The 26,734-nt window shown below is 58.7% G+C and carries 20 protein-coding genes; 7 read left to right on the top strand and 13 right to left on the bottom strand.

The features are described 5' to 3' along the window. Nucleotides 1–65: 65 nt before the first annotated feature. Nucleotides 66–1,400 carry a dicarboxylate/amino acid:cation symporter gene (locus tag AB4O11_RS00880; RefSeq protein ID WP_016987435.1) on the bottom strand — a complete coding sequence of 445 codons (1,335 nt, stop codon included), beginning with the start codon at nucleotides 1,398–1,400 and terminating at the stop codon, nucleotides 66–68. 352 nt (nucleotides 1,401–1,752) lie between these two features. On the opposite strand from AB4O11_RS00880, the gene AB4O11_RS00885 reads away from it, so the two are divergent. Continuing rightward, the gene (locus AB4O11_RS00885) at nucleotides 1,753–2,751 is read left to right on the top strand and encodes an AraC family transcriptional regulator (protein ID WP_460129837.1); all 999 of its coding nucleotides are present in this window, start codon (nucleotides 1,753–1,755) and stop codon (nucleotides 2,749–2,751) included. A 233-nt stretch (nucleotides 2,752–2,984) separates the two neighbouring features. Here the strand turns inward: AB4O11_RS00885 and AB4O11_RS00890 are convergent, their stop codons facing one another. The 3 genes from AB4O11_RS00890 to AB4O11_RS00900 form a co-directional block, all read right to left on the bottom strand. Further along, entirely contained in the window at nucleotides 2,985–4,331 is a 1,347-nt protein-coding gene (locus AB4O11_RS00890; protein ID WP_095051103.1) for an ATP-binding protein, read from the bottom strand. Beyond that, the gene (locus AB4O11_RS00895; RefSeq protein WP_093442145.1) at nucleotides 4,328–5,005 is read right to left on the bottom strand and encodes a response regulator transcription factor; all 678 of its coding nucleotides are present in this window, start codon (nucleotides 5,003–5,005) and stop codon (nucleotides 4,328–4,330) included. Before AB4O11_RS00895 ends, AB4O11_RS00890 begins: the two co-directional genes overlap by 4 nt. Nucleotides 5,006–5,155: 150 nt before the next feature. Next, complete coding sequence (locus AB4O11_RS00900) at nucleotides 5,156–5,758, bottom strand: porin family protein (RefSeq protein ID WP_093442140.1); 603 nt, start codon at nucleotides 5,756–5,758, stop codon at nucleotides 5,156–5,158. 143 nt (nucleotides 5,759–5,901) lie between these two features. Here AB4O11_RS00900 and AB4O11_RS00905 point away from each other — a divergent pair, with 143 nt between their 5' ends. Both AB4O11_RS00905 and AB4O11_RS00910 read left to right on the top strand, forming a co-directional pair. Continuing rightward, nucleotides 5,902–6,693, top strand: coding sequence for a dienelactone hydrolase family protein (locus tag AB4O11_RS00905; RefSeq protein ID WP_460129839.1), 792 nt, complete (start codon nucleotides 5,902–5,904; stop codon nucleotides 6,691–6,693). A gap of 150 nt (nucleotides 6,694–6,843) precedes the next feature. Continuing rightward, complete coding sequence (locus AB4O11_RS00910; RefSeq protein ID WP_460129841.1) at nucleotides 6,844–7,569, top strand: 4'-phosphopantetheinyl transferase family protein; 726 nt, start codon at nucleotides 6,844–6,846, stop codon at nucleotides 7,567–7,569. 116 nt (nucleotides 7,570–7,685) lie between these two features. Here AB4O11_RS00910 and AB4O11_RS00915 read toward each other — a convergent pair whose 3' ends face one another. After that, nucleotides 7,686–9,296 carry an ATP-binding protein gene (locus AB4O11_RS00915; RefSeq protein ID WP_460129843.1) on the bottom strand — a complete coding sequence of 537 codons (1,611 nt, stop codon included), beginning with the start codon at nucleotides 9,294–9,296 and terminating at the stop codon, nucleotides 7,686–7,688. Beyond that, on the bottom strand, nucleotides 9,293–10,015 hold the full coding sequence (locus AB4O11_RS00920) for a response regulator (protein WP_093442121.1): 723 nt from the start codon (nucleotides 10,013–10,015) through the stop codon (nucleotides 9,293–9,295). The genes AB4O11_RS00915 and AB4O11_RS00920 overlap by 4 nt, the downstream gene beginning before the upstream one ends. A gap of 856 nt (nucleotides 10,016–10,871) precedes the next feature. Between AB4O11_RS00920 and AB4O11_RS00925 the strand changes: the two genes are divergently transcribed. After that, nucleotides 10,872–13,766, top strand: coding sequence for a ribonucleoside-diphosphate reductase subunit alpha (locus AB4O11_RS00925; RefSeq protein WP_093442118.1), 2,895 nt, complete (start codon nucleotides 10,872–10,874; stop codon nucleotides 13,764–13,766). Between the two features lie 169 nt (nucleotides 13,767–13,935). Here the strand turns inward: AB4O11_RS00925 and AB4O11_RS00930 are convergent, their stop codons facing one another. From AB4O11_RS00930 to AB4O11_RS00960, 7 genes are all read right to left on the bottom strand, one after another. Then, nucleotides 13,936–19,080: a beta strand repeat-containing protein gene (locus AB4O11_RS00930; RefSeq protein WP_460129845.1), complete on the bottom strand. Its 5,145-nt coding sequence runs from the start codon at nucleotides 19,078–19,080 to the stop codon at nucleotides 13,936–13,938. A 604-nt stretch (nucleotides 19,081–19,684) separates the two neighbouring features. Next, on the bottom strand, nucleotides 19,685–21,016 hold the full coding sequence (flgE, locus tag AB4O11_RS00935) for a flagellar hook protein FlgE (protein ID WP_093442114.1): 1,332 nt from the start codon (nucleotides 21,014–21,016) through the stop codon (nucleotides 19,685–19,687). A 30-nt stretch (nucleotides 21,017–21,046) separates the two neighbouring features. Next, nucleotides 21,047–21,772 (bottom strand): flagellar hook assembly protein FlgD, encoded by a 726-nt coding sequence (flgD, locus tag AB4O11_RS00940; RefSeq protein ID WP_093442110.1) that lies wholly within the window; start codon nucleotides 21,770–21,772, stop codon nucleotides 21,047–21,049. Nucleotides 21,773–21,787: 15 nt separating this feature from the next. Then, nucleotides 21,788–22,231, bottom strand: a complete 444-nt coding sequence (gene flgC, locus AB4O11_RS00945; RefSeq protein ID WP_099756939.1) for a flagellar basal body rod protein FlgC — start codon at nucleotides 22,229–22,231, stop codon at nucleotides 21,788–21,790. 3 nt (nucleotides 22,232–22,234) lie between these two features. Next, nucleotides 22,235–22,642 carry a flagellar basal body rod protein FlgB gene (gene flgB / locus AB4O11_RS00950; RefSeq protein WP_007917581.1) on the bottom strand — a complete coding sequence of 136 codons (408 nt, stop codon included), beginning with the start codon at nucleotides 22,640–22,642 and terminating at the stop codon, nucleotides 22,235–22,237. A 372-nt stretch (nucleotides 22,643–23,014) separates the two neighbouring features. Continuing rightward, nucleotides 23,015–23,842, bottom strand: coding sequence for a protein-glutamate O-methyltransferase CheR (gene cheR, locus AB4O11_RS00955; RefSeq protein WP_016983976.1), 828 nt, complete (start codon nucleotides 23,840–23,842; stop codon nucleotides 23,015–23,017). A gap of 46 nt (nucleotides 23,843–23,888) precedes the next feature. Next, nucleotides 23,889–24,821 (bottom strand): chemotaxis protein CheV, encoded by a 933-nt coding sequence (locus AB4O11_RS00960; protein ID WP_007917585.1) that lies wholly within the window; start codon nucleotides 24,819–24,821, stop codon nucleotides 23,889–23,891. Nucleotides 24,822–24,903: 82 nt separating this feature from the next. On the opposite strand from AB4O11_RS00960, the gene flgA reads away from it, so the two are divergent. The 3 genes from flgA to AB4O11_RS00975 all read left to right on the top strand — a co-directional run bounded on the left by flgA (nucleotide 24,904) and on the right by AB4O11_RS00975 (nucleotide 26,656). Continuing rightward, nucleotides 24,904–25,665, top strand: coding sequence for a flagellar basal body P-ring formation chaperone FlgA (gene flgA, locus AB4O11_RS00965; RefSeq protein ID WP_026000512.1), 762 nt, complete (start codon nucleotides 24,904–24,906; stop codon nucleotides 25,663–25,665). A 148-nt stretch (nucleotides 25,666–25,813) separates the two neighbouring features. Further along, nucleotides 25,814–26,140 carry a flagellar biosynthesis anti-sigma factor FlgM gene (gene flgM, locus AB4O11_RS00970; RefSeq protein WP_077574151.1) on the top strand — a complete coding sequence of 109 codons (327 nt, stop codon included), beginning with the start codon at nucleotides 25,814–25,816 and terminating at the stop codon, nucleotides 26,138–26,140. Between the two features lie 48 nt (nucleotides 26,141–26,188). Further along, complete coding sequence (locus AB4O11_RS00975) at nucleotides 26,189–26,656, top strand: flagella synthesis protein FlgN (RefSeq protein ID WP_460129847.1); 468 nt, start codon at nucleotides 26,189–26,191, stop codon at nucleotides 26,654–26,656. The last annotated feature ends 78 nt before the right edge of the window (nucleotides 26,657–26,734 follow it).

A 26,734-nucleotide genomic window follows, 5' to 3' on the forward strand; every position in this document is an offset into this window, starting at 1 on the left:
CCGTTACGCTCAAACAGCAGGCAAGAAAAAACCCGCCGAAGCGGGTTTTTCCAGGCAAGCAGTGCTTATTTCACATTGCTTGGGGTTGGGCCTTCAGCCACACCCAGGTCATCTTCAGGACGGGTATCAGCGATACCACGACCGCCCGAGGCCAACTCGGTTTGCAGCGTGTCGGTGTCCAGCTCTTTCACCCACTTGGCAACCACGATGGTCGCAACAGCGTTACCCACCAGGTTGGTCAATGCGCGAGCTTCGGACATGAAGCGGTCGATACCGAGGATCAGCGCCAGACCGGCTACCGGCAGGTGACCGACCGCCGACAGGGTGGCAGCCAGCACGATGAAGCCCGAACCGGTCACGCCAGCCGCACCTTTGGAGGACAGCAGCAACACCACCAGCAGGGTGATCTGATGGGTGATGTCCATGTGCGTGTCGGTGGCCTGGGCAATGAACACGGCAGCCATGGTCAGGTAGATCGCGGTGCCGTCGAGGTTGAACGAGTAACCGGTCGGGATCACCAGACCCACTACCGATTTCTTCGCGCCCAGACGCTCCATCTTGATCAGCATGCGTGGCAGTACCGATTCCGACGAGGAAGTGCCGAGGACGATCAGCAGCTCTTCACGGATGTAACGAATCATCTTCAGCACGCTGAAACCGTGCATGCGGGCGATACCGCCGAGGACGATGAGGATGAACGCCAGGCAGGTGATGTAGAAGCAGATCATCAGTTGACCCAGCTGCACCAGCGAGCCGACACCGTAGGCACCGATGGTGAAGGCCATCGCACCGAAGGCACCAATCGGCGCAAGCTTCATGATCATGTTGATGATGTTGAACATCACGTGGGCGAAGCGATCGATGAAGTCGAGGATCGGCTTGCCGTAGGCACCCAGGCGATGCAGGGCGAAACCGAAGATCACCGAGAACATCAGCACTTGCAGAATGTCACCGGTGGCAAACGCGCCGACGATGGTGGTCGGGATCACGTTGAGCAGGAAACCGACAACGCTTTGGTCAGCACCTTGGGCTACGTAGGTGGCGACTTTCGAAGCGTCGAGGGTGGCGACGTCAATGTGCATGCCGGCGCCCGGTTGCACCACGTTGACCACGACCAGACCAACCAGCAAAGCGATGGTCGAAACGATTTCGAAGTACAGGAGTGCGTAACCGCCGGTCTTGCCGACCGATTTCATGTTCTGCATGCCAGCGATACCGCTGACCACGGTGCAGAAGATGATCGGGGCGATGATCATTTTGATCAGCTTGATGAACCCGTCACCCAGCGGCTTTACCGCGACACCGAACTGCGGGTAGTAGTGACCGAGCGCAATACCGATGATGATTGCGATGATCACCTGGAAATACAGGGATTTGTACAGTGGCTGACGAGTCGTCATTGCAAGTGTCCTCAAGCGTCCCGCGTGGCAACATCCATCTGTTGGCCGCGAAACCTGAATTGCGAACCCTCCTGCACTGGAGGGATTTGTTGTTCGAGCGGCGCCTCTCCGGGCGGGATAGATGCACGCTTCTGTCGCTGTTATCGCAAACCTCGTGCCACTTTGGTGCAATTGCCTGCAAGCCTTTTGATATCAGGTATTACAGGTGCATGGATGTCACCGTCCCGTTACTCAAGTGTGGCGGATTTCCGCCAACTCGCCGCTTCTCGTCCTACAATTTGGCGGAAATCCGCCTTGTAGGCGCGCCCAGCCGCCGGCTACCATCCGGCGCCTGAGAAAGGATCTGCCGCTTATGCGCGAACGCACCATCGCCAGCCATTTCGCCCGTGCCGCCCTCGGCGGCGCGCGCCGCCAGGGGTTCGATTACTCGGGCCTGCTGCTGCAACTGGGCATCAGCCCGGAACTGCTCGACGAGCCGCGCGCACGCATCGCTCCGGAACAATTCACCCGGTTGATTCAGGGCCTGTGGCTGGCGCTGGATGACGAATACCTGGGTTTCGGCAACGCCCCGAGCAAACCCGGCAGTTTCGCCATGATGTGCCACGCCTCGATCCACTGCCGCAATCTGGAGAAAGCGCTGCAACGGGGTTTATTGTTTTATAGCCTATTCCCCGAAGCCCCGCGCCTGAGCCTGACGCGCGAAGACGAATGGGTGCGTTTGAACCTCGATGATTCGCAAATGTGGGACCCGGATCACTTTCTCACCGAGAGTTTGCTGGTGATCTGGCATCGTCTGGGCAGTTGGCTGATTGGCCAGCGGATTCGCCTCGAACAGGCGACTTTCAGCTATCCCCGGCCCGAACACGGCGCTGAATATGACTTGTTGTTCCCCTGCCCGCTGACTTTCGGCACCGAGCAAAGCAGCCTTTTATTCCACAGCCGCTATCTGTCTATGCCGCTGTTGCAGGACGAACGCACGCTCAAACATTTTCTCGAACGCTCCCCCGCCGACCTGCTCTCACGCCCGGACGACGGCGACAGCCTGAGTAGCCGTCTGCGCCGTTTGCTCAGTCGCGACACGGCACGCTGGCCGGATCTTGAGGCAGTGGCGGCGCATCTGCACATCAGCCCGCAGACGCTACGCCGGCACTTGCGCGAGGAAGGCAGCAGTTTTCAGGAGTTGAAGGATCAGTTGCGGCGGGATATCGCCATTTATCATTTGGGCCGTGCGGATCTGTCGTTGCAGCAGATTGCCGAGCAGTTGGGGTTTTCCGAACCGTCGGCGTTTCATCGGGCGTTCAAGAAGTGGACCGGGCTGACGCCGGGGGCTTATCGGGCGCAGGAGCAGTGAGGCACAAAAATCAAAAGCCCCTCACCCTAACCCTCCCGAAACGTCGGACCGCCCGGAGGGAGAGGGGACTGATTGGGGGATGCTCAAGAAGTACGCCTGCCTGAAACTTCGCGTTTGAATTCATAATCGACTGGCTATTTCAGGTCGATGTATAACGCTAGACACCTCGGTCGGCCTCCTCTCCCTCTGGGCGGTCCGACGTTTCGGGAGGGCTGGGGTGAGGGCTCTCGCAATCACACCGCCGGAAAATGAATCCTGAACGCCGCCCCGCCCATCGGCGAATCGCCCAGCGCGAGTTTGGCGTTGTAGCTTTCAATAATGTCCTTGACCACCGCCAACCCGATCCCCTGCCCCGGATGCTGGGCATCCAGCCGCTCGCCACGCTCGAGAATCCGCGCACGCTGATCCGGCGGCACGCCCGGGCCGTCATCTTCGACGCACAGTTCGATTCCGGCGAGGGTCTCGCGCACGCTGATGCGCACCTCGCCCAGACACAGGCGATAAGCGTTTTCCAGCAAGTTGCCCATCATCTCCAGCAAGGCACCCTGCTCGATCGGCACATAGCAATGCTCGGGTAAATCAAACGCCACCCGCACGTGCTTATCGCGGTAAACCTTGTCCAGCGTGTCGCAGAGGCTTTTGAGCACCGGTTGCAGGCGCACCTGGTGCCGCACCAGTCCGCTTTTGCGCAAACTCGCCCGTTGCAGTTGGTAGCTGATTTGCTGGCTCATGCGTTCGATCTGGCTTTGCAGCACCCAGGCCTGATCGCGCTCTTCGGGACGTTGAGCCATGTCCTCGCTAACCCCTTGCAACACCGCCAACGGGGTTTTCAGGCTGTGCGCCAAGTCATCGAGGGAATCGCGGTAACGACTGCGCTGCTGGCGCTCGCTGTGCAGCAAACGGTTGAGCGAGCCGGTCAGGCGCAGCAGTTCGCGTGGATGTTGCTCGGTGAGGCTTTCACGGGTGCCGCCTTCGATTTCGTCGAGTTCCTGACTGAGCCGGCGCAAGGCTTTGAGGCCCCAGGTCAGGCCGATCCACAACAGCGCCAGCAACACGAGTAACGCAGCGCCGAAGCCCAGATAAAGATTTTCACGCAGGCCTTCAAGGGTGGTTTCGTACTCGCGCACCGGTTGCAGGGCGACGATGCTGAACGCCGCGCTTTTGCCGCCGAGCAATTTCACTTCAACGTCGTAGACGAAGAATTCCTGGCCGTTGGTTTCACGAATCCGCGCGAACTCGTTACCGAGACCGTCGTAACGCGGTTTGTAGTTGATCTGCTCTTCCTGGGTGGCTTTCGAGCGCCACACCAGATGCCCTTCGCGGTCGTAGATGTAGCCGAGCAAACGGAAGTCGGTGAGATTGAAGCGCTCATCCGGCAGTTGCGTCGGCATCACCAGCCGACCGTTTTCAATACGCGCGGCCGAGATCAGCGTGGTGACATCCGAAGCCAGCCGCTGCTCAATGGAATCCTGCAAGGCGAGGCTGAACGCGCCTTGCATCGCCGGCAGCAAGGCAAGCATGAACAACACCGCCAACGTGGTGGCGGCGAGCATCAAGCGAACGCGAAGGGAACGAATCAAGTGCAGCGCTCATTGAACAGGTAGCCGAGGCCGCGCACAGTGTCGATCGGCTTGAACCCGGCCGGGCCTTCGAGTTTGCGCCGCAGACGACCGACCAGCACTTCGATGACATTCGGATCGCGCTCGTCGTCGTCCGGGTAGAGCTGCTCCATCAAGCGATCCTTGGGCACCACTTGTTGATGGTGGCGCATGAGGTACTCGAGGATGCGGTACTCGTAGGCGGTCAGCGCCAGCGGTTGCTCGTCGAGGCTCGCCTGTTTGCGATTGAGGTCGAGCAGCAGCGGCCCGGCGACGATGGTCGACTGGGTGAACCCGCTGGAGCGGCGCAGCAAGGCGTTCAGGCGCGCGTCGAGTTCTTCGAACTGGAACGGCTTGACCACATAATCGTCGGCGCCGGCGGCGAGGCCTTCGACCTTGTCCTGCCAGTTGCCACGCGCGGTGAGGATCAGGATCGGGAAGGTCTTGCCCGCCGCGCGCAATTGGCGAATCAGGTCAAGACCGCCCATGCCCGGCAGGCCGAGATCGATCACCGCCAGGTCGAAGTTGAACTGTCCGGTCTGGTACAGCGCCTCTTCGGCATTGGCCACGGACTCGACCACGTGACCACTTTCTGTCAGGCGGGTTTGCAGGTGATGGCGCAACAGCGCTTCATCTTCGACGACCAACAGTTTCATAACACTCTCCCGGATAAATCAGAATCTCCAGTCACACACCTGTGGGAGCGAGCCTGCTCGCGAAGGCTGTGTGTCAGTCGATAAATTGATCGACTGATTCACCGCCTTCGCGAGCAGGCTCGCTCCCACATTGAACCTGCTGGCAACTCCTTAGAAATTGTAGTTAGCCGACAGGTAAGTCTGCGCGCTGCTGGTCAAATCCAGCGAACCTTGCTTGCTGCCACCGCGTTCGCTCATCTCGGTGCTGGCATTGCTGCGCAGGTAACGGTAACCGAGTTCGACCGAAGTGTTTTGCGATACTTGTTGCAACACACCGAGCTGACCGCCGACGGCGTAACCGATATCACTGTCGCGGCTAAAGCCTGGCGATTCCTGAGTCAGCTTGGTCAAACCCGCCGTCGCGCCACCGAACAACTGGGTGCTGCCGCCTACCGGGTAGAACAGATCGTAGCTGCCCAGCAGGTTTTCCTGACGCAGTTTAATGCCATTGTGCGAGCCCGACACGTTGTCGTAGGTGGCGTAGTAGCGACCCTGGCTGTTTTGCTGACCGAGGCGTACGCCGTAGGTGTTGTTACCGTCGATGGCGCCGGTGGCGTTCGGGTGGTCGAGGTTGTTGTTCAGTGCGTGGGACTTGTCAATCTTGTCGCTGGTCTGGCCAAAGGACAGGCCGGCGAAGTTCGAAGTGGTGTCAGCCTGGGCCGCGATACTGGCGCTCATTACGGTCAATGCCAGCAACAGTTTGTTAAAAGTCATGGGTATTTCCTCTTTCACAGTGCTGTTTGGGTATGGCGCAAGGTTACTGACCGCCCCCTGTACCGCCCCTGAACCGTCTCTGAACCTGACCTGAACCAAATGAACTAGGCTGTTTTGACCCTTTATTGTCAGGAGACCCGACCATGCGCCTGTTCCTCGCCCTTACTTTGCTGGCTGTCAGCAGCCTCACTCACGCTGCGATCAAGACTGAAGAAATTCCCTATCAGAGCGCCGACGGCACGAAACTGATCGGCTACTACGCCTACGACGACGCCATCAAAGGCAAACGCCCGGGTGTCGTCGTGGTGCACGAATGGTGGGGCCTGAACGATTACGCCAAACGCCGCGCACGCGATCTCGCCGCACTTGGCTACAGCGCGTTGGCGATCGACATGTACGGCGAAGGCAAGAACACCGAGCACCCGAAAGACGCGATGGCGTTCATGCAGGCGGCGACTCAGGATGCGGCGGCTTCCAGCAAGCGCTTTGAGGCCGGGCTGAATTTGCTGAAGAAGCAGCCGCAGACCGACGTCAACAAAATCGCCGCCATCGGTTACTGCTTCGGCGGCGGCGTGGTGCTCAACGCCGCACGACAAGGAGAGCCGCTGGCAGGGGTGGTGAGTTTCCACGGTGCGCTGGCGACCAAGACCCCGGCGACACCCGGCAGTGTGAAGGCGAAGATTCTGGTCGAACACGGTGCGCTGGACAGCATGGTCACTCCAGACAATGTCACGGCGTTCAAGGCGGAAATGGACAAGGCTGGCGCTGACTACAAGTTCGTCAGCCTCGACGGCGCCAAGCACGGTTTTACCAATCCGGATGCCGATCGCCTGAGCCATGGCGAGCACGGTGGCCCGGACATCGGGTACAACAAGGCAGCGGACGAAAAATCCTGGGCGGACATGAAAGCGTTCTTGCAGAACATCTTTAGCTGATCAGCGACACCGCGGTGCGGCCTTCGCGAGCAGGCTCGCTCCCACACCGGATCTATGCCGCCCAGAAGATCCCCTGTGGGAGCGAGCCTGCTCGCGAAAGCTTCACCGCCAATCTCGACCTTGTCTCGACTAACCGGCAAAATGCCCGCCATGAATCTCACCCCCACCCTCCCCGCCTGCTGCACCGCGCTCGACAGCCACTGGCCGTTGCCGACGGTGCTGCCTGATACCGTGCTGCTCAGCACTCACTTCGATCCGGCTCAATTGCTTGGCGATGACTTTCGCCGTAGCGCCATCGAGCCGCCGCCAAGCATTCAGCGCTCGGTGGCCAAACGTCAGGCGGAATTCCTCGCCGGGCGGATTTGCGCCCGTGCAGCGTTGCAGCAACTGGAAGGCAGCAGCGTTGTGCCAGCGATTGGTGAAGACCGCGCGCCGATATGGCCCGCGCATATCTGCGGCTCGATCACGCACAGCACCGGACGCGCGGCAGCGATTGTCGCCAACAAAAGGCACTGGCGCGGTTTGGGCATGGATCTGGAAAATCTGCTCGACACCGAACGGGCCGAGCGCTTGGCTGGGGAGATTCTGACGCCACCTGAAATGCAGCGCATGACGGCCGCCTCGCGGGATCAGTTGGCGCTGTGGGTGACGCTGACGTTTTCGGTGAAGGAAAGTCTGTTCAAAGCGCTGTACCCGATTGTGCAGAAGCGCTTTTATTTCGAGCATGCAGAAGTGCTGGAATGGACGGAGGCGGGTCAGGTGCATTTGCGCTTGTTGACAGACTTGTCCGCTGAATGGCGCAACGGTACTGAACTGGAGGCGCAGTTCGGGGTGCAGGATGGGCAGTTGTTGAGTCTGGTCAGCATCAAGGCCTGAAATCTTTCGGTGCCTGCAAGGGCCTCTTCGCGAGCAAGCTCGCTCCCACAGGAAACCGCATTTCAAATGTGGGAGCGAGCTTGCTCGCGAAGGCGGCATCGCGGCCACCACAAGAATTACCGGCGTTCCTGATTGCGCGGCCAACTCAGGCTAAAGCAAGCCCCACCCAGACTCTTGCTCTTGCCAATGATCGCCCGGCCGTCATGCCAGTGAATGATCCGTCGCACAATCGACAAGCCCAGGCCATGCCCGCCCGACGCTCGCGTACGGCTGTCATCCAGGCGTAGAAACGGCGTGAAAATCCGCTCCCACGCCACTTCCGGCACGCCCGGCCCGTCATCCTCGACATCCACGCGACAGCGCAATTGCCCGACCTGATAACTGACCGTCACCTTCGAGCGTGCATGGCGCATGGCGTTGCTCACCAGGTTCTGTAGCGCCCGATGCAGATAACGCGGCTCGGCTTCGACCCAGGCATCATCGTTATCGGCGGCAGACAGGCACAATCCCCGCTGCACGGTGACCTCGGCGCGTAACGGCGCCAACTCTTCAATCACCTGATTGACCAGCGCATCCAGATCGATGCGCTGGAACGTCAGCGCTGGCGAACCCTGCTCCAGTCGCGCATAGGTGAGCATTTCATCGACCAGCTTATCGAGGTCTTCGATGTCGTGATCCATGCCTTCGCGGTATTTCTCCAGCGCTTGCGGGGTGGTCGCCGAGCCGATCATTTCCAGACCGAAACGCAGACGCGCCACCGGCGTGCGAAGTTCATGAGAGACCGCACGCACCAGTTCGCGCTGGATTGCCAGTAGCTGCTGCAAGTGCTCGGCCATGCCGTTGAACGCCGCCGCCAGACGCCCGACCGAGTCGGCACCGCGCGCCGGCACACGGGTTTCCAGGCTGCCCTTGGCAATCCGCGTGGCCGCTGCTTCGAGGCCGCGTAAACGGCGTTCGAGCTGGCGCACCAACAGATAAACAATGAGGCCGATCAGGCTCAGGCCGAGTGCCGCAATCAGCACCAGCCATTCCGGCGGGTACGGGTTCATCTGATACAGCGGTCCGATTTCCAGCACCCACGGCGTGCCGACCATGCCGGCAAACACGCGGATCGAATCGCCGCCCTTGCCCAGCGCCATCACCGTGTCGCCTTCGGCCACGCGGCGGCTCTGGTCTTCGTCCATGTCGGCGTCATTCACCGTGACCAGGCGCAGATCGAAACCGAAGCCCTTCTCTTCCTTTATCTGTGCGAGGCGCTTGGGTTGCTCGGCGACCGGCACGCGCACCAGTTCATCGGCCAGCAGGTAAATGGTTGCGCGGGCCAGTTGCTCGCTGATCTGCTGAACTTCACCCACCAGTACGAGCTGTTCCTTGTCGCTGACCATCCGGTAAACCTTCGCCGCGTGCGGACCGGTCTGCTCGACCAACGCCTGCCCCCGTTGCACGCGGGTGCGCTGGGTCAGATCGAGATCGGTCTCGGCAAACTTCTTGAGCGCCAGCGGGATCCCCAGCAAACGTTCCCACACCAGCAACGCGCGATGGCGCTCGGTTTCATTCATCGGTTGCAGGTTGTCGGCCATCAGCGAGAACGTACCGTGGGCCAGCCGCTCGCGATACTGCTCGCTGCGCACCTGATTGAGCAGATTCAGCGCCAGCACGCCGAGCACCGCCACCAGAATCAGCGCTGCGCACATGCCGCCGTAGATGCGCAGGAAGATCGAGTTCACAGCGGCAGGTCTACGCAGGCTTCAGGAACGAACAGATAACCTTTGCTGCGAATGGTCTTGATCAGGCGCGGATGGTCGGGGTCGTCGCCGATTTTCGGGCGGATGCGCGAGATGCGCACATCGATCGAACGGTCCTGACCGTCATAGCCGATGCCGCGCAGTGCAGTGAAGATTTCTTCGCGGGACAGAATCCGTCCGGCGTTGGACACCAACAGCCAGAGCAGATCGAACTCGGCGCTGGTCAGCTCGATGCCGCTGTCGCTCAGCCACGCTTCACGCAAGGCGTTATCGACCACCAGCGGGCCGAATTGCAGACGGCGGGATTTTTCGGCGAGCGGTTCAGGTGTGTCGCTACGGCGCAGCAACGCCTGGATTCGTGCCAGCAACAGACGTGGGCGCACCGGTTTGCACACGTAATCGTCGGCACCGAGATCGAGCCCGTGGATCTGATCGGCATCGTCGGTGCGCGCGGTGAGCATCAGAATCGGCCCGTCATACTGATTGCGCACCTTGCGACAGATGCTCAGGCCATCCTCGCCCGGCAGCATCAGATCAAGGATCACCAGATCCGGCTGCTCCTGGATGATCCGCGCAGCCGCCAGCGCCCCGTTGCCTTCGATATCCACGCGCAGTCCATTGGCTTGCAGGTAGTCGCGCGTCAATTCGGCCAGCCGCTGGTCATCCTCGACGATCAATACCTCAAAGGCTTGTTGCTCCACCGCTGACCTCTGCTTTCTATTGTTATTAATAAAGGAGGAACGTCTGCCTCAACACAATTCCCTGTGGGAGCGAGCCTGCTCGCGAAGGCGTCGTATCAGCCAACATCTGAGTCAGCTGACATAGCGCATTCGCGAGCAGGCTCGCTCCCACAGCTTCAGATCCTCCCGACCTTTTGTCATGTTTGAGGAGGATAAGAATGCCTGCGCATGGGCCGATTGTATAAACGGCGTACAGCCAGAACACAAGTCGGTAAATGCGTTCGGACAAGGCCGTTTTTTGTGATAGGGTTCGCGCCCTTAAAAATCCGCTGAAGCGTTTTTCCCGGTGAAAAAACAGTGACAGACGGTCTAGCTCAGCAGGTTCGCGGCCTACACGCGAATTCCGGATTTCTTACACAATTTACGCACAGGTTTATCCACAGCTAGTACGTTGCAAGCACCCGTAAAACGCATTATCTTGTAGCACGGCGCAGGGAGAGACCCTACATATAGGGTTTTCTGCTTAAACGCCCAACCACATTTCAGACCTGAAACTCAAGCGATTTATTGCCTGTTTCCGGTTGAACCAAGCAAGTTTTTCAAAGCCCAAACCGCACTTGCGGATGGCACCGTTTTTTAGCTCGCAGCGGCGAGAACGGTACGGGTGTTGCAGTCATTACTGTCACCCGGGAAGGAATCCGGCTCGAGCCCTGGCTCGTAGCCAAAAACTTCGGCAAGGATGCGGCTTCATCAGCCTTTTTTCCTACTGTCCCGAAGTTGTTATACCCGACGCCCGTCGGCTGTAGTGCTTCTGGACAGAACGGTGGGCACCATGATGGTGCCCAAACAAACATAGAGAATGTGGAGACCACCCCCCATGCAAACCGACACAACTCGCGAGAACCCGCAGGGCACCTTGCCGCAGGCCGCTGATTCGAATTCGGATCTGGCAGCCACCGCGCCTGGTCAACTGCGCGTGATCAAGCGCAATGGCACTGTCGTTCCTTACACCGATGACAAGATCACCGTCGCTATCACCAAAGCGTTCCTCGCAGTTGAAGGCGGCACCGCTGCCGCTTCGTCGCGAATCCATGACACCGTTGCCCGTCTGACCGAACAGGTCACCGCGACCTTCAAGCGTCGCATGCCGTCGGGTGGCACCATCCACATCGAAGAAATCCAGGACCAGGTCGAACTGGCCCTGATGCGTGCCGGTGAGCAGAAAGTCGCTCGCGACTACGTGATCTACCGTGACGGTCGTTCGAAAGAACGCGCTGCCCACGCGCCGGCCGAAGAAGCGGTCAACGCTCACCCGTCGATCCGCATCACCCGTACCGACGGCAGCCTGGCGCCGCTCGACATGGGCCGCCTGAACACCATCGTCACCGAGGCCTGCGAAGGTCTGGAAGAAGTCGACGGCGACCTGATCCAGCGCGAAACCCTGAAAAACCTGTACGACGGCGTGGCCCTGACCGACGTCAACACCGCCCTGGTGATGACCGCCCGTACCCTGGTCGAGCGTGAGCCGAACTACTCGTTCGTGACTGCCCGCCTGCTGATGGACACCCTGCGTGCCGAAGGTCTGGGTTTCCTCGGTGTGGCCGAAAGCGCCACTCACCACGAAATGGCCGACCTGTACGCCAAGGCACTGCCGGCTTACATCGCCAAAGGTATCGAGTTCGAACTGCTGAACCCTGTGCTGGCTTCCTTCGACCTGGAAAAACTGGGCAAGGCGATCAACCACGAGCGTGATCAGCAATTCACCTACCTGGGCCTGCAGACCCTGTACGACCGTTACTTCATCCACAAGGATGGCGTGCGTTTCGAACTGCCGCAGATCTTCTTCATGCGCGTGGCCATGGGCCTGGCGATCGAAGAGAAGCAGAAAGAAGACCGTGCGATCGAGTTCTACAACCTGCTGTCGTCCTTCGACTACATGTCGTCGACCCCGACCCTGTTCAACGCCGGTACCCTGCGTCCACAGCTGTCGAGCTGCTACCTGACCACCGTGCCGGATGACCTGTCGGGCATCTACCACGCGATCCACGACAACGCCATGTTGTCGAAATTCGCCGGCGGCCTGGGCAACGACTGGACGCCTGTTCGCGCTCTGGGTTCGTACATCAAGGGCACCAACGGCAAGTCGCAAGGCGTTGTGCCGTTCCTCAAAGTGGTGAACGACACCGCTGTAGCCGTTAACCAGGGTGGCAAGCGCAAAGGCGCTGTCTGTGCCTACCTGGAAACCTGGCACATGGACATCGAAGAGTTCATCGAGCTGCGCAAGAACACCGGTGATGATCGTCGTCGTACCCACGACATGAACACCGCCAACTGGATCCCTGACCTGTTCATGAAGCGTGTCTTCGATGACGGCAAGTGGACCCTGTTCTCGCCATCCGAAGTACCGGACCTGCACGACCTGACCGGCAAAGCCTTCGAAGAGCGCTACGAGTACTACGAAGCGCTGACCGAATACCCAGGCAAGGTCAAACTGTTCAAGACCATCCAGGCCAAAGACCTGTGGCGCAAAATGCTCTCCATGCTGTTTGAAACCGGCCACCCATGGCTGACCTTCAAAGACCCGTGCAACCTGCGCAGCCCGCAGCAGCACGTCGGCGTGGTTCACAGCTCGAACCTGTGCACCGAGATCACCTTGAACACCAACAAGGACGAGATCGCCGTTTGCAACCTGGGCTCGATCAACCTGCCGAACCACATCGTTGACGGCAAGCTGGACACCGCCAAGCTGGAACGTACCGTGAACACCGCTGTACGCATGCTCGATAACGTGATCGACATCAACTACTACTCGGTGCCACAAGCGAAGAACTCCAACTTCAAGCACCGTCCGGTCGGTCTGGGCATCATGGGCTTCCAGGACGCGCTGTACCTGCAGCACATCCCTTACGGTTCCGACGCTGCCGTCGAGTTCGCCGACAAGTCGATGGAAGCGGTCAGCTACTACGCGATCCAGGCGTCCTGCGACCTGGCTGACGAGCGTGGCGCGTACGAGACGTTCCAGGGTTCGCTGTGGTCCAAAGGCATCCTGCCGCTGGATTCGCAACAGATCCTGATCGAAGCCCGTGGCCAGAAGTACATCGATGTCGACCTGAACGAAACCCTCGACTGGGCACCGGTTCGCGCCCGTGTACAGAAAGGCATTCGTAACTCCAACATCATGGCCATCGCACCGACCGCGACCATCGCCAACATCACCGGCGTATCGCAGTCGATCGAACCGACCTACCAGAACCTGTATGTGAAATCGAACCTGTCGGGCGAATTCACCGTGATCAACCCGTACCTGGTTCGCGACCTCAAGGCTCGCGGTCTGTGGGACTCGGTCATGATCAACGACCTGAAGTACTACGACGGTTCGGTTCAGCAGATCGAGCGCATCCCGCAAGAACTCAAAGAGCTCTACGCAACCGCGTTCGAAGTGGACACCAAGTGGATCGTTGACGCGGCCAGCCGTCGTCAGAAGTGGATCGACCAGGCCCAATCGCTGAACCTGTACATCGCCGGCGCATCGGGCAAGAAGCTCGACGTGACCTACCGCATGGCCTGGTACCGTGGTCTGAAAACCACTTACTACCTCCGTGCCCTGGCCGCGACCAGCACCGAGAAGTCGACCATCAACACCGGCAAGCTGAACGCTGTTTCCAGCGGCGGCAACCACGGCGACGATTCGGTTCTGGCAGCTCCTGCCGGTCCTGCGCCAGTGCCAAAGGCTTGCGCGATTGACGAGCCGGATTGCGAAGCTTGCCAATAAGCTGAGCTGAGTCAGGCGTTGCGAGACGTCTGATTCTTCCAGGCAAAAGAAACCCCCGACAGACTTCTGGTGTGTCGGGGGTTTTCTTTTGGCTGGAGTAAATATTGAAGCAAAAAAACGGCGAAACCCGGTTACAGGTTTCGCCGCTCATTGTGCTTTCAGTACCTCATCAGACCATAAAGGACTCGGCCATCGCCTGCCCCACTACTGGAATGGTGAACGTATCACCATTGGCAGTAGCGAAGGTTTCGATGGTGTTCGAGCCTGCATACCAGTCCGCAAGAATCACCGCGTTGCTCTGCTTACCGGCATTCCACTCCACAGCATTGAAGATGTAGGCATTGGTGCCGTCGGTCTTGATGATCACATCGGCATACGACTTGATATTCTGCAGCTCGACTCTATCGCCGCCTTGAAGACCATCGTCCTTGATCATCACATTGGTCGACGAATACACCTTGTAGGTATCGCTGCCCTCACCGCCGTAGGCATACCCACCGCCGAACATGATCAAGGTGTCGGAACCCGCGCCGCCAAACAGCTGATATTCAGGCCCATTGCCCACCAGCGAGTCACTGCCGTCATCACCATAGGCAATACCGGCGTAAACGTTAATATCGTCGTTACCGGCATCACCGTGCAGGATGCTGCCGACATCGTTGTTGGCGCTGAACATGCTGTCGTTGCCATTGCCGCCAAACAGCTGATCCGCCTCGGCCGGACCGCTGCGATCCGGACCGTTGATCGCGTAAGGCTCGTAGTTGCCGCCATAAATCGAGTCGTTGCCGTCCCCGCCGTAGATCAGGTCATTCCCTGCTCCACCATAGAGGGTGTTCCAGGCAGCGTTCCCGGTCAGGGTGTCGTTGAATGACGAGCCGTGCAGCCCCTCAATATTGACCAGTACATCGCCGCTCGCATCACCGCCGGTGACTGTATTGGCCAGCAAGTCGACTTGCACCGCAGCCGAGCTGCCGATGTACCAGGCTTCATCGGAAACACCTGCACCGCCATCGATAAAGTCAGCGCCCTTGCCACCAATAAACGTCTCGGCGCCGGCACCACCGATCAACGTGTCATTGAATGCAGTGCCTTCCCAGTTTTCGATGTTGGTGTAGGTGTCGCCTGCTGCGGCACCGGTCAATGGCTGAGTGAGGTCAAGCGTGATGGCTGAGCTTTCAAAGGCGAAGCTCACCGTGTCGCGCCCGAAAGCACCGTCAAAATTGTTGATTTGATCATTACCGATGAAGGTGTCGTCGCGTCCCGAGCCGACGAACTTCTCGATGCTCTGGAAGGTATCGCCCTTGGCTATAGCGGTGTGCTCGCCAGTTTTGAGATTGATGACCACGCCTACCGGCCCGACGTCGTTATAGCTGACCGTATCGAAACCATCGCCACCGATAAACGTGTCGCCGCCATCGCCCCCCATCAAAATGTCGTCCCCGGCCCCGCCCGTGATGACGTTATCGAGCGCATTGCCTCGCGCCTGGAACATCCCGGTACCGGTATAGGTCAAGCGCTCGATCCCGGCATTCATGAGGTAGTAAGACTGATTGGTGCGCACTTCATCATTACCGCCGCCAGCCAGTTCGATGATAGCGCCATAGTTTGCGTTGTTGAGGACGTAAACATCGTCGCCCAAACCACCTTGCACAGTGAAACCGGTCGAGTTGGCATTGGCGATAAAGACGTCGTTGTAAGCCGAGCCGATGATGGATTCGATACCGTAAAAACTGTCTCCCTCGGCATCGCCACCCGTGCCCGTGCCAGAGCCGACACCGGCAGCACCCAATGTCAGCGTCACGCCCTGAGTGGATTGCGAGTAATCCGCCACATCAATGCCCGTAGCACCGTCGAACTTGTCGGCACCCGCGCCGGCGATAAATGTATCGGCGTACTGCGTGCCGCGAATCAGTTCGATATCGGTGAAGGTGTCACCTGCGGCGATGCCGCTGTATACGCCCGTCTTGAAATTGAGCGTCACCGCCACCGTGCTGTCGTCATAACTGACGGTGTCCGTACCGGCACCACCGATAAAGCTGTCGGCACCCGCACCGCCCAGCAAGGTATCGTTGCCAGCGCCACCGGTGATGATGTTGTCGCTGGCATTACCGCGACCGGTGAAGTTGCCCGTGCCGGTGTAAGTCAGGCGCTCGACGTTATTGTGCAGCCCCATGCTGAGCTGGTTGGTACGCACTTCGTCGTCGCCGCCGCCCTGCGCTTCGACGATCACCGCCGAGGCACCGGCGTTGACGATGTAGACGTCGTTGCCCGCACCACCCTGTAGGGTGAAGGAGCCGGACGTGGAAGTGGTGAACACATCGTCATACCCCGAACCGATCACCTTTTCGATTCCAGAGAACGAATCGCCCTCGGCATCACCACCGGTCCCGGTGCCAGTTCCGGAAACCAACGTCAGGTTGATGGCCGCGCCAGACTGCGAATAGTCGATGACGTCCATGTTGTCCGGGCCGGCCGTACCGCCGTCGAACTTGTCGGCAGCGGCGCCGGCCATGAACGTGTCACTGTATTTGGAGCCGCGAATGACTTCGATACCCTCAAAGGTATCGCCAGCAGCAATGCCCGTGTGAATACCGGTTTTCTGGTTGATCGTCACGCCTACGGTGGAGTCGTCGTAGGAGACGGTATCGAGGCCCGCGCCACCGATGAAGAGGTCCGCACCCGCACCCCCCATTAGTACGTCGTTGCCAACGCCACCGGTGATGATGTTGTTGCCCGCATTGCCTGTACCGGTGAAGTTACCGGTGCCGGTATAGGTCAGGCGTTCGACTTCAGGACTCAAGGTCATGCTGCTCAGCGAGGTGCGTATTTCGTCGTCACCTCCACCCGCCAATTCAATGACCGACTGATTGGGCGAGCCGTTGATGATGTACAGATCGTTACCCGCCCCGCCCTGGAACAGGGAGGCTGCGGAGCCGCTGACAAACACATCGTCGAAGTCCGAACCGACGACTTTCTCGATATTGGTAAAGGTATCGCCCTGCGCGTCGCCGCCCTGACCACTGCCGGCGCCGAGCGTGGTAAGCGTGATGTTCACGGCCTGCGCCGACAACGAGTAATCGACGGTATCGACGCCACCCGCGGTGCCGCCATCAAAAATGTTGGCCTGCGCGTCACCGAAGAACGTGTCACCGTTCTTGCTGCCACGAATGATTTCGATACCGGAGAAAGTATCGCCTGCAGCGAAGCCTGTGTGTACACCGGTTTTCAGGTTGACCGTGACACCCGCAGCAAGGCTGTCCTCATAGCTGGCAACGTCGATACCGGCGCCGCCAATCAATTTGTCGGCACCTGCACCGCCGAGGAGCACATCGTTGCCAGCGCCGCCGGTGATGATGTTGTCGCCAGCGTTGCCAGTACCGGTGAAGTTACCCGTCCCGGTATAGGTCAAGCGCTCGACTTCGCCGCTCATGCCCATACTGGTCTGGTTGGTACGGATTTCATCATCACCACCACCGGCGGCTTCACCGATGCCACCTGTCCAAGGACCATTGATGATGTAGACATCGTTGCCGGCGCCACCACCGACGCTCGCGCTGCCGGAGTTCAGGGTAAAGACGTCATCGAACGCCGTGCCGATAACCGCTTCCATGTTGCTGAAGGTATCACCCTGCGCATCGCCGCCCAGACCGGTGCCGTTGACGCCGGTCAGCGTCAGGTTGATCGCCTGCTCGGAGCTGGCGTAGCTCAAGGTGTCATAACCGCCCGCACCATCAAACGAGGTGGCCGTGGCGTCGGCGACAAAATTGTCGGTGTAACTGGTACCACGAAATGCCTCGATACCGTTGAACGTATCACCCGCCGCCAGACTGGTGTGAATCCCGGTTTTCAGGTTGATCGTCACGCCGACACCCTGGTTGGCGTCTTCGTAGCTGGCCGTGTCAAAACCCGCGCCGCCAATCAACTGGTCGGCACCCGCACCACCGATCAACACGTCGTTGCCAACGCCGCCGGTGATGATGTTGTTGCCTGTACTGCCGATGCCAGTGAAGTTACCGGTGCCGGTATACGTCAGGCGCTCGATGTCGCCACTCATGCCCATTTTGAGCTGGTTGGTACGAATCTCATCATCACCGCCACCGGCGCCTTCACCTATCCCGCCCGCCCAGGGACCATTGATGATATAGACGTCGTTACCGGCGCCACCACTGACGCTTGTGCTACCAGAGTTAAGGGTAAAAACATCATCGAATGCAGTGCCGACAACTGCTTCCAGGTTGCTGAAACTATCACCCTGCGCATCACCGCCCAGACCGGTGCCATTGACGCCGGTCAGCGTCAGGTTGATCGCCTGCTCGGAGGTGGCATAGCTCAAGGTGTCGTAGCCGCCCGCACCATCAAAAGAGGTGGCCGTGGCGTCGGCGACAAAATTGTCGGTGTAACTGGTGCCGCGAAACGCCTCGATACCGTTGAACGTATCACCCGCAGCCAGACTGGTGTGAACCCCGGTTTTCAGGTTGATCGTCACACCGATACCCTGGTTGGCGTCTTCGTAGCTGGCCGTGTCGAAACCTGCGCCGCCAATCAACTGGTCGGCACCCGCACCACCGATCAGCACATCGTTGCCGACACCGCCGGTGATGACGTTGTTGCCTGCACTGCCTATACCGGTGAAGTTGCCGGTGCCGGTATACGTCAGGCGCTCGATTTCGCCACTCATGCTTATTTTGATCTGATTGGTACGAATCTCATCATCGCCGCCACCGGCGCCTTCACCGATGCCACCAGTCCAGGGACCATTGATGATGTAGACGTCGTTACCGGCGCCACCATAGACGCTCGTGCTGCCAGAGTTCAGGGTAAAGACGTCATCGAACGCGGTACCGATAACCACGTCCATGTTACTGAAGGCATCACCCTGCGCATCGCCGCCCAGACCGGTACCATTGACGCCGGTCAACGTCAGGTTGATCGCCTGCTCGGAGGTGGCGTAGCTCAAGGTGTCGTAGCCGATCACACCATCAAACGTGTTGGCCGAAGCGTCGGCGACAAAGTTGTCGGTGTAACTGGTACCGCGAAACGCCTCAATACCGTTGAACGTATCGCCCGCCGCAAGACCGGAGTTAACGCCGGTTTTCAGGTTGATCGTCACGCCGACTCCCTGATTGGCGTCTTCGTAGCTGGCGATGTCGAAACCTGCGCCACCAATGAGCTGATCAGCCCCTTCGCCACCAATGAGAAGGTCGTTGCCATCCCCACCATTCAAAACGTCATCGCCCGCCAAACCACGTATTTGATCATCGCCGATGGTACCTACCAGCGAATCTGCACCATTGGACCCATAAATTACCGCCATTACATCTTCCTTGTGTGAGTGTGCTTGTGTTGGAAACTGCGTCAAATCGCCTGGCGCTGAGGACTCACCCTCTCTGATGCACGTAAGGCTTGATTGCAAAAAGGCTTGAGCATTTTGAAAAATCCGACCGCTTTGGGCTGGGGGCGGTGATGCTCGACACGATCAGAAAAATCACCGCGCACGACATCGGCCGCGCAGACGTTGCTGTGTGAACCCGACAACAGGAGAATTGATTTCAATCGGTTTGAATGAGGGGGCACTGACAGGGCAACCGGCAATGCCCGGGCAGTGCGGGCATATACGGCCCGGCCGGAGGCCGTCGAGCGCTGGCACCGCAATCGGCGCACTGACGTAATCATGACTGTTCAAAGTGTCGCATCCCTGGTGACTACTGATGGCTTCCAAGCCACCGGACCTTAGGCCCGGCTTGCAAACAGGCGGAGTGAATGAAAGTTTGACGCGCACCGCCACCGCTTCCCGAGAGTGCAAGTTCCACACCACAGCGACCGACAAACGGTAGATAGCTGAACACACGTCCCAAATACTACGCCAAAAAAAACCGACGCATTGGCGCGTCGGTTTTCAGTGCAGCTCTCAGATCACATCAGGTCATCTGAATGATGGTCTGCATGATGGTGCTCTGAGTGGAAATGGTCTTGGCGTTCGCCTGATAGTTGCTCTGGCCCTTGATCAGGTCTACCAGTTCGTTGGTCAGGTTAACGTTCGACTCTTCCAGCGAGTTGGAAGCGATCGAACCCAAGGTACCGGTTTCCGGTGCATCGTAGCCCGGGATACCCGAAGCAAACGTCTCTTTCCAGCTGGTGCCACCGATAGCCTGCAGGCCTTGTTCGTTGGTGAAGCTGGCCAGCGCAACCTGGCCGATGGCCTTGCTCTGGTTGTTGCTGAAGTTGGCGAACAAAGTACCGGTGCCGTCGATGGTCAGGTTGGTGATCTGGCCAGTGGCGTAACCGTCCTGAGTCGGAATCGAACGCGCGGTGTCAGCGTTGTACTGAGTGGTCTTGGACATGGAGATGGTCACGCCAGCCGTGTTGGCTGCTGCGCCGTTAGGTACAAAGTTACCGTTGACCACGTTGCCCGGCTTCCAATTGGCCAGCTTCAAGTCGCTGCTGATGATCGGATTGGCCGGATCCGCCGGATTAGGTGTGCTGACCTGAGTCAGATTGCCCGAACTGTCAAACGTCAGTGTCGAAGCAGTTGGAGGCGTCGTGAGTGGATTGCTACCGGTTGCATCCGGATTACGCCCGTCCACCAGGGTGTAAACCTTCCAAGTGTTTTGGCCGGTTTTCACCATGTACTGATCCATGACGTGCGAGTTGCCCTGCGAGTCGTAGATCGGAGTGCTGAAGCTCTTCGTGTACGTCTCAAGCTTGCTCGGATCAAACTTGCCGGCCGCCACTGTGTCGTTGATCACCGGCGCAGTCGAGTTCAAGTTGATGCTCGACGTCACCAGGGAAGTCGATTTCGGCGCCAGGTTCGAGGTATCGATCTTCAGGTCGGTCAACACACCGTTGATGATCTTGCCATTGGCGTCCACGCCGTAACCCTGCAGGCGCGAGGTGTAGTCGGTGTTGGTGATGTAACCGGCGTTGTCGACCTTGAACGTACCGGCACGGGTGTAGGACACCGAGCCGTTGTTGCTCATGGTGAAGAAGCCCGAACCGTTGATGCCCATGTCCAGCACGTTACCGGTGTTGTTGATGTCACCCTGGGTGAACTGCTGGGAAACATTGGCCAGGCGCACGCCGTTGCCGATCACTTTGCTGCCGCTACCCAGGCGAGTGGCCGAGTAGACGTCTTCGAATTCTGCACGGGACGATTTGAAACCGGCGGTCGCGACGTTGGCGATGTTGTTGCCGGTCACGTCCAGTTGCTTGTTGGCTGCATAGAGACCGCTAAGGCCGATATTGAAAGACATATTCCACTCCTTTGTGCCGGTTAGTCGGCTCTATATACCAATGGTTTGTACTTTGGACAGGGCAACAGTGCCCTTGCCGGACAGGTTGAGCATCAGCTCGCCGCCGGTCTGGCTGATCGTCACGCTGGTGACGGTGGCCGGCAGGTAGGTCGCCATATCGGTCGAGGTGCCATTGATCGATGCGTTGGCCTTGACGGTATAGGTACCGGTCTTGACCACGTTGCCGTCCTTGTCCTTGCCGTCCCAGGTGAAGCTCGCGCTGCCTGCGGCGCGGCTGCCCAGATCGATGGTGCGAACCACCGTGCCGCTGCTGTCGGTGATGCTGACGGTGCCGCCGGCAATCGACGACGGAACGCTGACCGAGCCGGTCATGCCTTTGCTCGGATCGTCGAGCTGAACCGAGTTGGTCTGCACGATCACATTGCGGCCCACCAGCGACGAAGCCTGCAACGCCTGCGAGGAGTTGTAGTTGCCAGCCAGCGAGCTGACAGTGCTGTTGAGGGTGGTGATCCCCTCAAGACTGCTGAACTGTGCCAACTGCGCAACGAAGGCACTGTTGTCCTGCGGATCAAGCGGGTTCTGGTTTTTCAGCTGGGTGACCAGCAATTGCAGGAACGCATCCTTGCCCAGTGCCTGGCCGCCGGTGGCGCTGTTGGTCGCCGAAGCAATGCCACCGGTGGTCGAACTGGTCTTTTTCGACGAGTTCGCCAGGATGTCATTCATGCTCAGGCTGCTAGTGGTATCGGAAACACTCATGGCAGTCGCCCCTTATTACTGACCGAGGGTCAGTACCTTCTGCATCATGGTTTTGGCGGTGTTCATCATTTCGGCGTTGGTCTGGAACGAGCGGCTCGCGGAAATCATGTCAGCCATTTCTTCCACCACGTTGACGTTCGGGTAGTAGACGTAGCCTTTGGCGTCGGCCGCCGGATGGTTCGGCTCGTAACGCGCTTCGAGGTTGCTCTGGTCTTCGACCACACCGAGCACCTGTACGCCCTGACCGGCCGCGTCCTGGCTCTGGAACAGCGAGTTGCTGCCGCTGCTCTGGCCGCCCTGGAACATGGTGGCGAATACCGGGTGACGGGCGCGATAGGTCTGGTCGATGCTCGACGAGACGGTTTCGGCGTTGGCGATGTTCGACGCCACGGTGTTCAGACGCGTGGTTTGTGCGCTCATGCCGCTGCCGGCAATGTTGAAAACGCTGGACAGGGACATGGATTACTCTCCGCGCAGGGCTGACACCAGCCCTTTGAATTTGCTGTTGAGCAGGGTGAAGCTGGCCTGGAAGCCGACGGCGTTTTCCGCGTAGTTCGACTGTTCCAGTTGAGCGTCCACGGTGTTCTGGTCGATCGACGGTTGCATCGGCGTGCGATACATCAGCGATTCGTCGCCATTGCCCAGGCCTTCAGCTTCGATGTGACGGCTGTTGGTCATGTTCAGGGCGATGGTGCCGTTCGCATTTTTCTGGGTCTGTGCTTCAAGCACTTTGGAGAAATCCAGATCCCGAGCCTTGTAGTTCGGGGTGTCGGCGTTGGCGATGTTGTTGGCCAGCACTTCGGCACGCTGGGCGCGGAAGCCCAATGCCTTTTCGTGAATGCCGAGCGCTTTATCGAAGCTGATGCTCATGTCGGGAACCTTCAGGTGACCGGTTTTTCGTAACTGAGCTTTAGCAAGCGCCGTGCCAAACCACAAAAGCCGCATAAACCGGGGCTTTGCAGAGAGTCGGCAAAGCGGCAATGCCAGAAAAGCGGCAACCGGTTTCCGCCGGATGCCGCTTTTCTGCCGCTTGCCGTCCATCTCATACACACCACGATCCCCTGTAGGAGTGAGCCTGCTCGCGATAGCGGTGTGTCAGGTACCGATGCTGCTGAATGTGCTACCGCTATCGCGAGCAGGCTCACTCCTACAGGGGGTTTATGGTGTCAGGGAGAATTTCTTTGGGCATAAAAAACGGCAGGTCTTTTTGGGACCTGCCGTTTTTTGGTGTTGCCGATACGGTTATTTCGCCTGGTAAATAATCCCCGGGCTGCACTGCACCATCTGGTAATGGTCCGGCAAACCGTTCAGCGCTTCGGAAGCGCCAAGGAACAGATAACCGCCCGGCTTCAACGTGCTGTGAATGCGCAACAGGATGTCTTTCTTCACTTCGGCAGAGAAGTAGATCAACACGTTGCGGCAGAACACGATGTCGAACTTGCCCAGCGCGGCATAGCTGTCGAGCAGGTTGAACGAACGGAACTCTACCCGGTTCTTGATCGGCGCCTTGATCACCCAGCGGCCCGGCCCTTTCGGGTCGAAGTAACGCTGCAGGCGTTCCGGCGACAAACCGCGACCGATCGCCAGACTGTCGTATTCGCCGGTCTTGCAGTTGGTCAGCATAAGACCGGACAAATCAGTGGCGACAATCTGCACGCCCATCTTCAACTGGCCGAGGTTGGTTCGCTCGAACTCGTCGATCGACATCGACAGCGAGTACGGTTCCTGGCCCGACGAGCAGGCGGCCGACCAGATCCGCAGACGCTGATTGGGGCTGGCCTTGATCGCTTCAGGCAGCACCTTGTTCTTCAAGACTTCAAACGGATAGGTGTCACGAAACCACAGGGTTTCGTTGGTCGTCATGGCATCGACCACCTGCTCGCGCAAACCGCTGCGCGGCTGGGTCTGGATGCGCTGAACCAGCTCACCCAGGGATTTGATGCCTTGCTGCTCCATCAGTTTGTTGAGACGGCTCGAGACCAGGTACTGCTTGTTTTCACCGAGCAGAATGCCACAGGCTTTTTCCAGGAAGACCCGGAACTGTTCGAAATCCAAATTACCCGTAGACAATGATGCCGCCTCTTAAATCGTGTTGACCGCCAGGAGCAAAACGCCCCTAGCTGATATCTGCTGCTTTGATCCGGTCGACTACCCGGGATGCCAGGTCATCAGGACGGAACTTGGCCAAAAAGTCATCGGCACCGACTTTCTTGACCATCGCCTGATTGAATACCCCCGACAACGAAGTATGCAGGATGATATGAAGCTTTTGCATGCGTGCGTCGCCGCGGATTTCCGCCGTCAGGGTGTACCCGTCCATCTCCGGCATCTCGATGTCGGAAATCATCATCAGGAACTCTTCTTCCGGCTTCTTGCCCTCATCGACCAGCTTGCGCAGGTAATCCAGCGCCTGTTTGCCGTCGTTCAGCGCCACCACTTCGACCCCGATTGTCTGCAGACAACGCGTGACCTGCTTGCGCGCCACCGACGAGTCATCGACCGTCAAGACACGCAATGACAGTGCCTTGGTCTGGGTCTCGACATCGACCACGCCCACCGAAATCGCTTCCGGTGTCGGCGCAACTTCCGCCAGCACTTTCTCGACGTCGATGATTTCGACTAACTGATTGTCCACCCGAGTCACAGCGGTCAGGTAGTGATCGCGACCCGTGCCCTTGGGCGGTGGATGAATCTCTTCCCAGTTCATGTTGACGATGCGCTCCACCGAGCGGACCAGGAAACCCTGGGTCTTGGTGTTGTACTCCGTGATGATCACGAACGGATTGTTCTTGTCCTTCAACGCTCCGGAACCGGTGGCCATTGCCAGATCAAGGATCGGAATGGTCGCCCCCCGGATATTTGCCACCCCGCACACGACAGGACTGGACTTGGGCATCAACGTCAGCGACGGGCACTGCAACACTTCCCGCACCTTGAACACGTTGATTCCGTAGAGCTGCTGACCGTCGAGACGGAACAACAACAGCTCCAGGCGATTCTGCCCCACCAGTTGCGTGCGCTGGTTCACCGAATCCATTACACCAGCCATGCCCAGACTCCTACACCAACGCCAAGTGTTGTTGCGACGCACATTCATTGCTAAACGGCACGGCGCTTGCTTTTTAACTCGTATGAACGCTCAAACGACATTTTTCCGACACCTGACCTCCCGCGCTCGCAAAAGCCTTTGCGCGATGTCCGCCGTCTGCTGCTTTTTCGCTGGCAGCCCTGCCATTGCTGATGCGGTTACCTTGCCTGACATGCTTATCGGCGTCACTCAGGGCTTTCTTGAGTTCACCGTAGAAGACTATCTGGCCACCAGTCAAACGGAAGGCCGCTACGAGATCGAAGTAAACCAGCTCGACCCCCGTATGCGCATGCCTATGTGCGACAAGGAATTGACAGCGACTTTGGAGAGTCCGGCACGTCCGCTGGGCCGGGTTACCGTGAAGGTCCGTTGTGAGGGCGCCTCGCCCTGGACTGTGTTCGTGCCCGCTCAAGTCCGCCTGTTTCGCGAGATTGTGACAACCACCCGACCGCTGAAACGTGCAGGGATCATCGAACCCCAAGACGTGACCCTGCGTGAACGCGACGTGAGCACGATCAACCAAGGCTTTCTGACCTCGGTAGACGAAGCGATCGGGCAGAAATTAACCCGACCAACGGTAGCCGATCAGGTCATTACTCTGGTCCATCTGGAACAGGCGGAAGTCATTCGCAAGGGTGATCAAGTGGTCATCACTGCGCGCAGCGGCACGCTCGCCGTGCGCATGCCCGGGGAAGCGCTGGCCAATGGTGGTTTGAAAGAACAGATCCGGGTGAAAAACCTCAACTCGCAACGGGTCATCAAGGCGCAAGTCACCGCGCCCGGCCAAGTGGAAGTGGCGATGTAGAAAACTGGCGCTGACCCCGGCTGTTCCCTAAACTGTGCCGCAGCAGGACACGCGCCGGCGCATGCAAGGCTCATTGTAAATGTGCCTAAAGTTTTCCAGGGGATGGCCGAAAACATGGCAAGCGTCCAAATTCCCAGAGGTTTTTATCATGGTCATCGATTTCAGCCGTTTGAACAGCTCCTCGTCACTTACGGGCAGTACACGTACCAGCAACGCCAAGGAAACCGCCGAAACCGGCACCTCCGCGCCGCTGAATACCCAGGCCGAACCGGCCAGTACCGCAAAAAGCGGGGAATCGGTACACCTCAGCAATGAGGCTCAACAGTTGCAGAAGGTCACTGACAAGCTGCGCGATCAGCCTGCTGTCGACAAAGCCCGTGTGGCCGAGTTGAAAGCCGCGATTGCCGATGGCAGCTATAAAGTCGACAGCAACCGTGTAGCCAGCAAACTGCTCAACTTCGAAGCCCAGCGCTAGGCTTTTGCCGGCGCCAGGCTTTTGGACGCTTAAAACCCAAGGCCAGCCATGCACGACACTAATTTATTGCAATTGATCAACGACGACTTTGCTCCAGCTCAACAATTGCTGGAGTTGCTGCAAACCGAATCCCTCGCGTTGCACGGTCGCGACATGCCCTTGCTGGAAAACATTCTGGCGCATAAACAGGCATTGATCATTCTGCTTGAACAGCATGGCCGCAAGCGCAGTGAAATCCTCGCCAGCCTCAACTTGCCGACAGACCGCAGCGGTCTGGAGCAACTGGCTGGCCAGTCGAGCATTGGTGAGCAGTTGTTGGCGCAAGGCGATGCATTGACCGATCTGATCGCTCAATGCCAGGCCGCCAACCTCAAGAACGGCCAGTCGATCCAGATCCAGCAGGCCGCCACGGCCAATCAGCTGAAGATCCTCACCGGTGGTGAAGCGCCGGCGCTGTACAACGCCAGCGGTACTTTTGCCAAACCCGCCGTACCGCGTCCGCTCAGCCAGGCATGAGCCGTTGATGCGCCAGCTCTATCAACCCGCGAAACATGCTGGCAAAATGCTGGCTAGTCGTCATATTTTGTCTGGAGA

The sequence above is a fragment of the Pseudomonas sp. H1_D05 genome (genome assembly GCF_054682705.1).

Excerpts from the sequence above, each read along its gene's own strand:
- flgC (WP_099756939.1), bottom strand. The coding sequence starts at position 22,231 with ATGTCCCTGTCCAGCGTTTTCAACATTGCCGGCAGCGGCATGAGCGCA.
- AB4O11_RS00910 (WP_460129841.1), top strand. The coding sequence starts at position 6,844 with ATGAATCTCACCCCCACCCTCCCCGCCTGCTGCACCGCGCTCGACAGC.
- AB4O11_RS00895 (WP_093442145.1), bottom strand. The coding sequence starts at position 5,005 with ATGAAACTGTTGGTCGTCGAAGATGAAGCGCTGTTGCGCCATCACCTG.
- AB4O11_RS00885 (WP_460129837.1), top strand. The coding sequence starts at position 1,753 with ATGCGCGAACGCACCATCGCCAGCCATTTCGCCCGTGCCGCCCTCGGC.
- flgA (WP_026000512.1), top strand. The coding sequence starts at position 24,904 with ATGAACGCTCAAACGACATTTTTCCGACACCTGACCTCCCGCGCTCGC.
- AB4O11_RS00900 (WP_093442140.1), bottom strand. The coding sequence starts at position 5,758 with ATGACTTTTAACAAACTGTTGCTGGCATTGACCGTAATGAGCGCCAGT.
- AB4O11_RS00960 (WP_007917585.1), bottom strand. The coding sequence starts at position 24,821 with ATGGCTGGTGTAATGGATTCGGTGAACCAGCGCACGCAACTGGTGGGG.
- AB4O11_RS00905 (WP_460129839.1), top strand. The coding sequence starts at position 5,902 with ATGCGCCTGTTCCTCGCCCTTACTTTGCTGGCTGTCAGCAGCCTCACT.
- flgB (WP_007917581.1), bottom strand. The coding sequence starts at position 22,642 with ATGAGCATCAGCTTCGATAAAGCGCTCGGCATTCACGAAAAGGCATTG.
- flgM (WP_077574151.1), top strand. The coding sequence starts at position 25,814 with ATGGTCATCGATTTCAGCCGTTTGAACAGCTCCTCGTCACTTACGGGC.
- AB4O11_RS00930 (WP_460129845.1), bottom strand. The coding sequence starts at position 19,080 with ATGGCGGTAATTTATGGGTCCAATGGTGCAGATTCGCTGGTAGGTACC.
- flgE (WP_093442114.1), bottom strand. The coding sequence starts at position 21,016 with ATGTCTTTCAATATCGGCCTTAGCGGTCTCTATGCAGCCAACAAGCAA.
- AB4O11_RS00880 (WP_016987435.1), bottom strand. The coding sequence starts at position 1,400 with ATGACGACTCGTCAGCCACTGTACAAATCCCTGTATTTCCAGGTGATC.
- flgD (WP_093442110.1), bottom strand. The coding sequence starts at position 21,772 with ATGAGTGTTTCCGATACCACTAGCAGCCTGAGCATGAATGACATCCTG.
- AB4O11_RS00925 (WP_093442118.1), top strand. The coding sequence starts at position 10,872 with ATGCAAACCGACACAACTCGCGAGAACCCGCAGGGCACCTTGCCGCAG.
- AB4O11_RS00975 (WP_460129847.1), top strand. The coding sequence starts at position 26,189 with ATGCACGACACTAATTTATTGCAATTGATCAACGACGACTTTGCTCCA.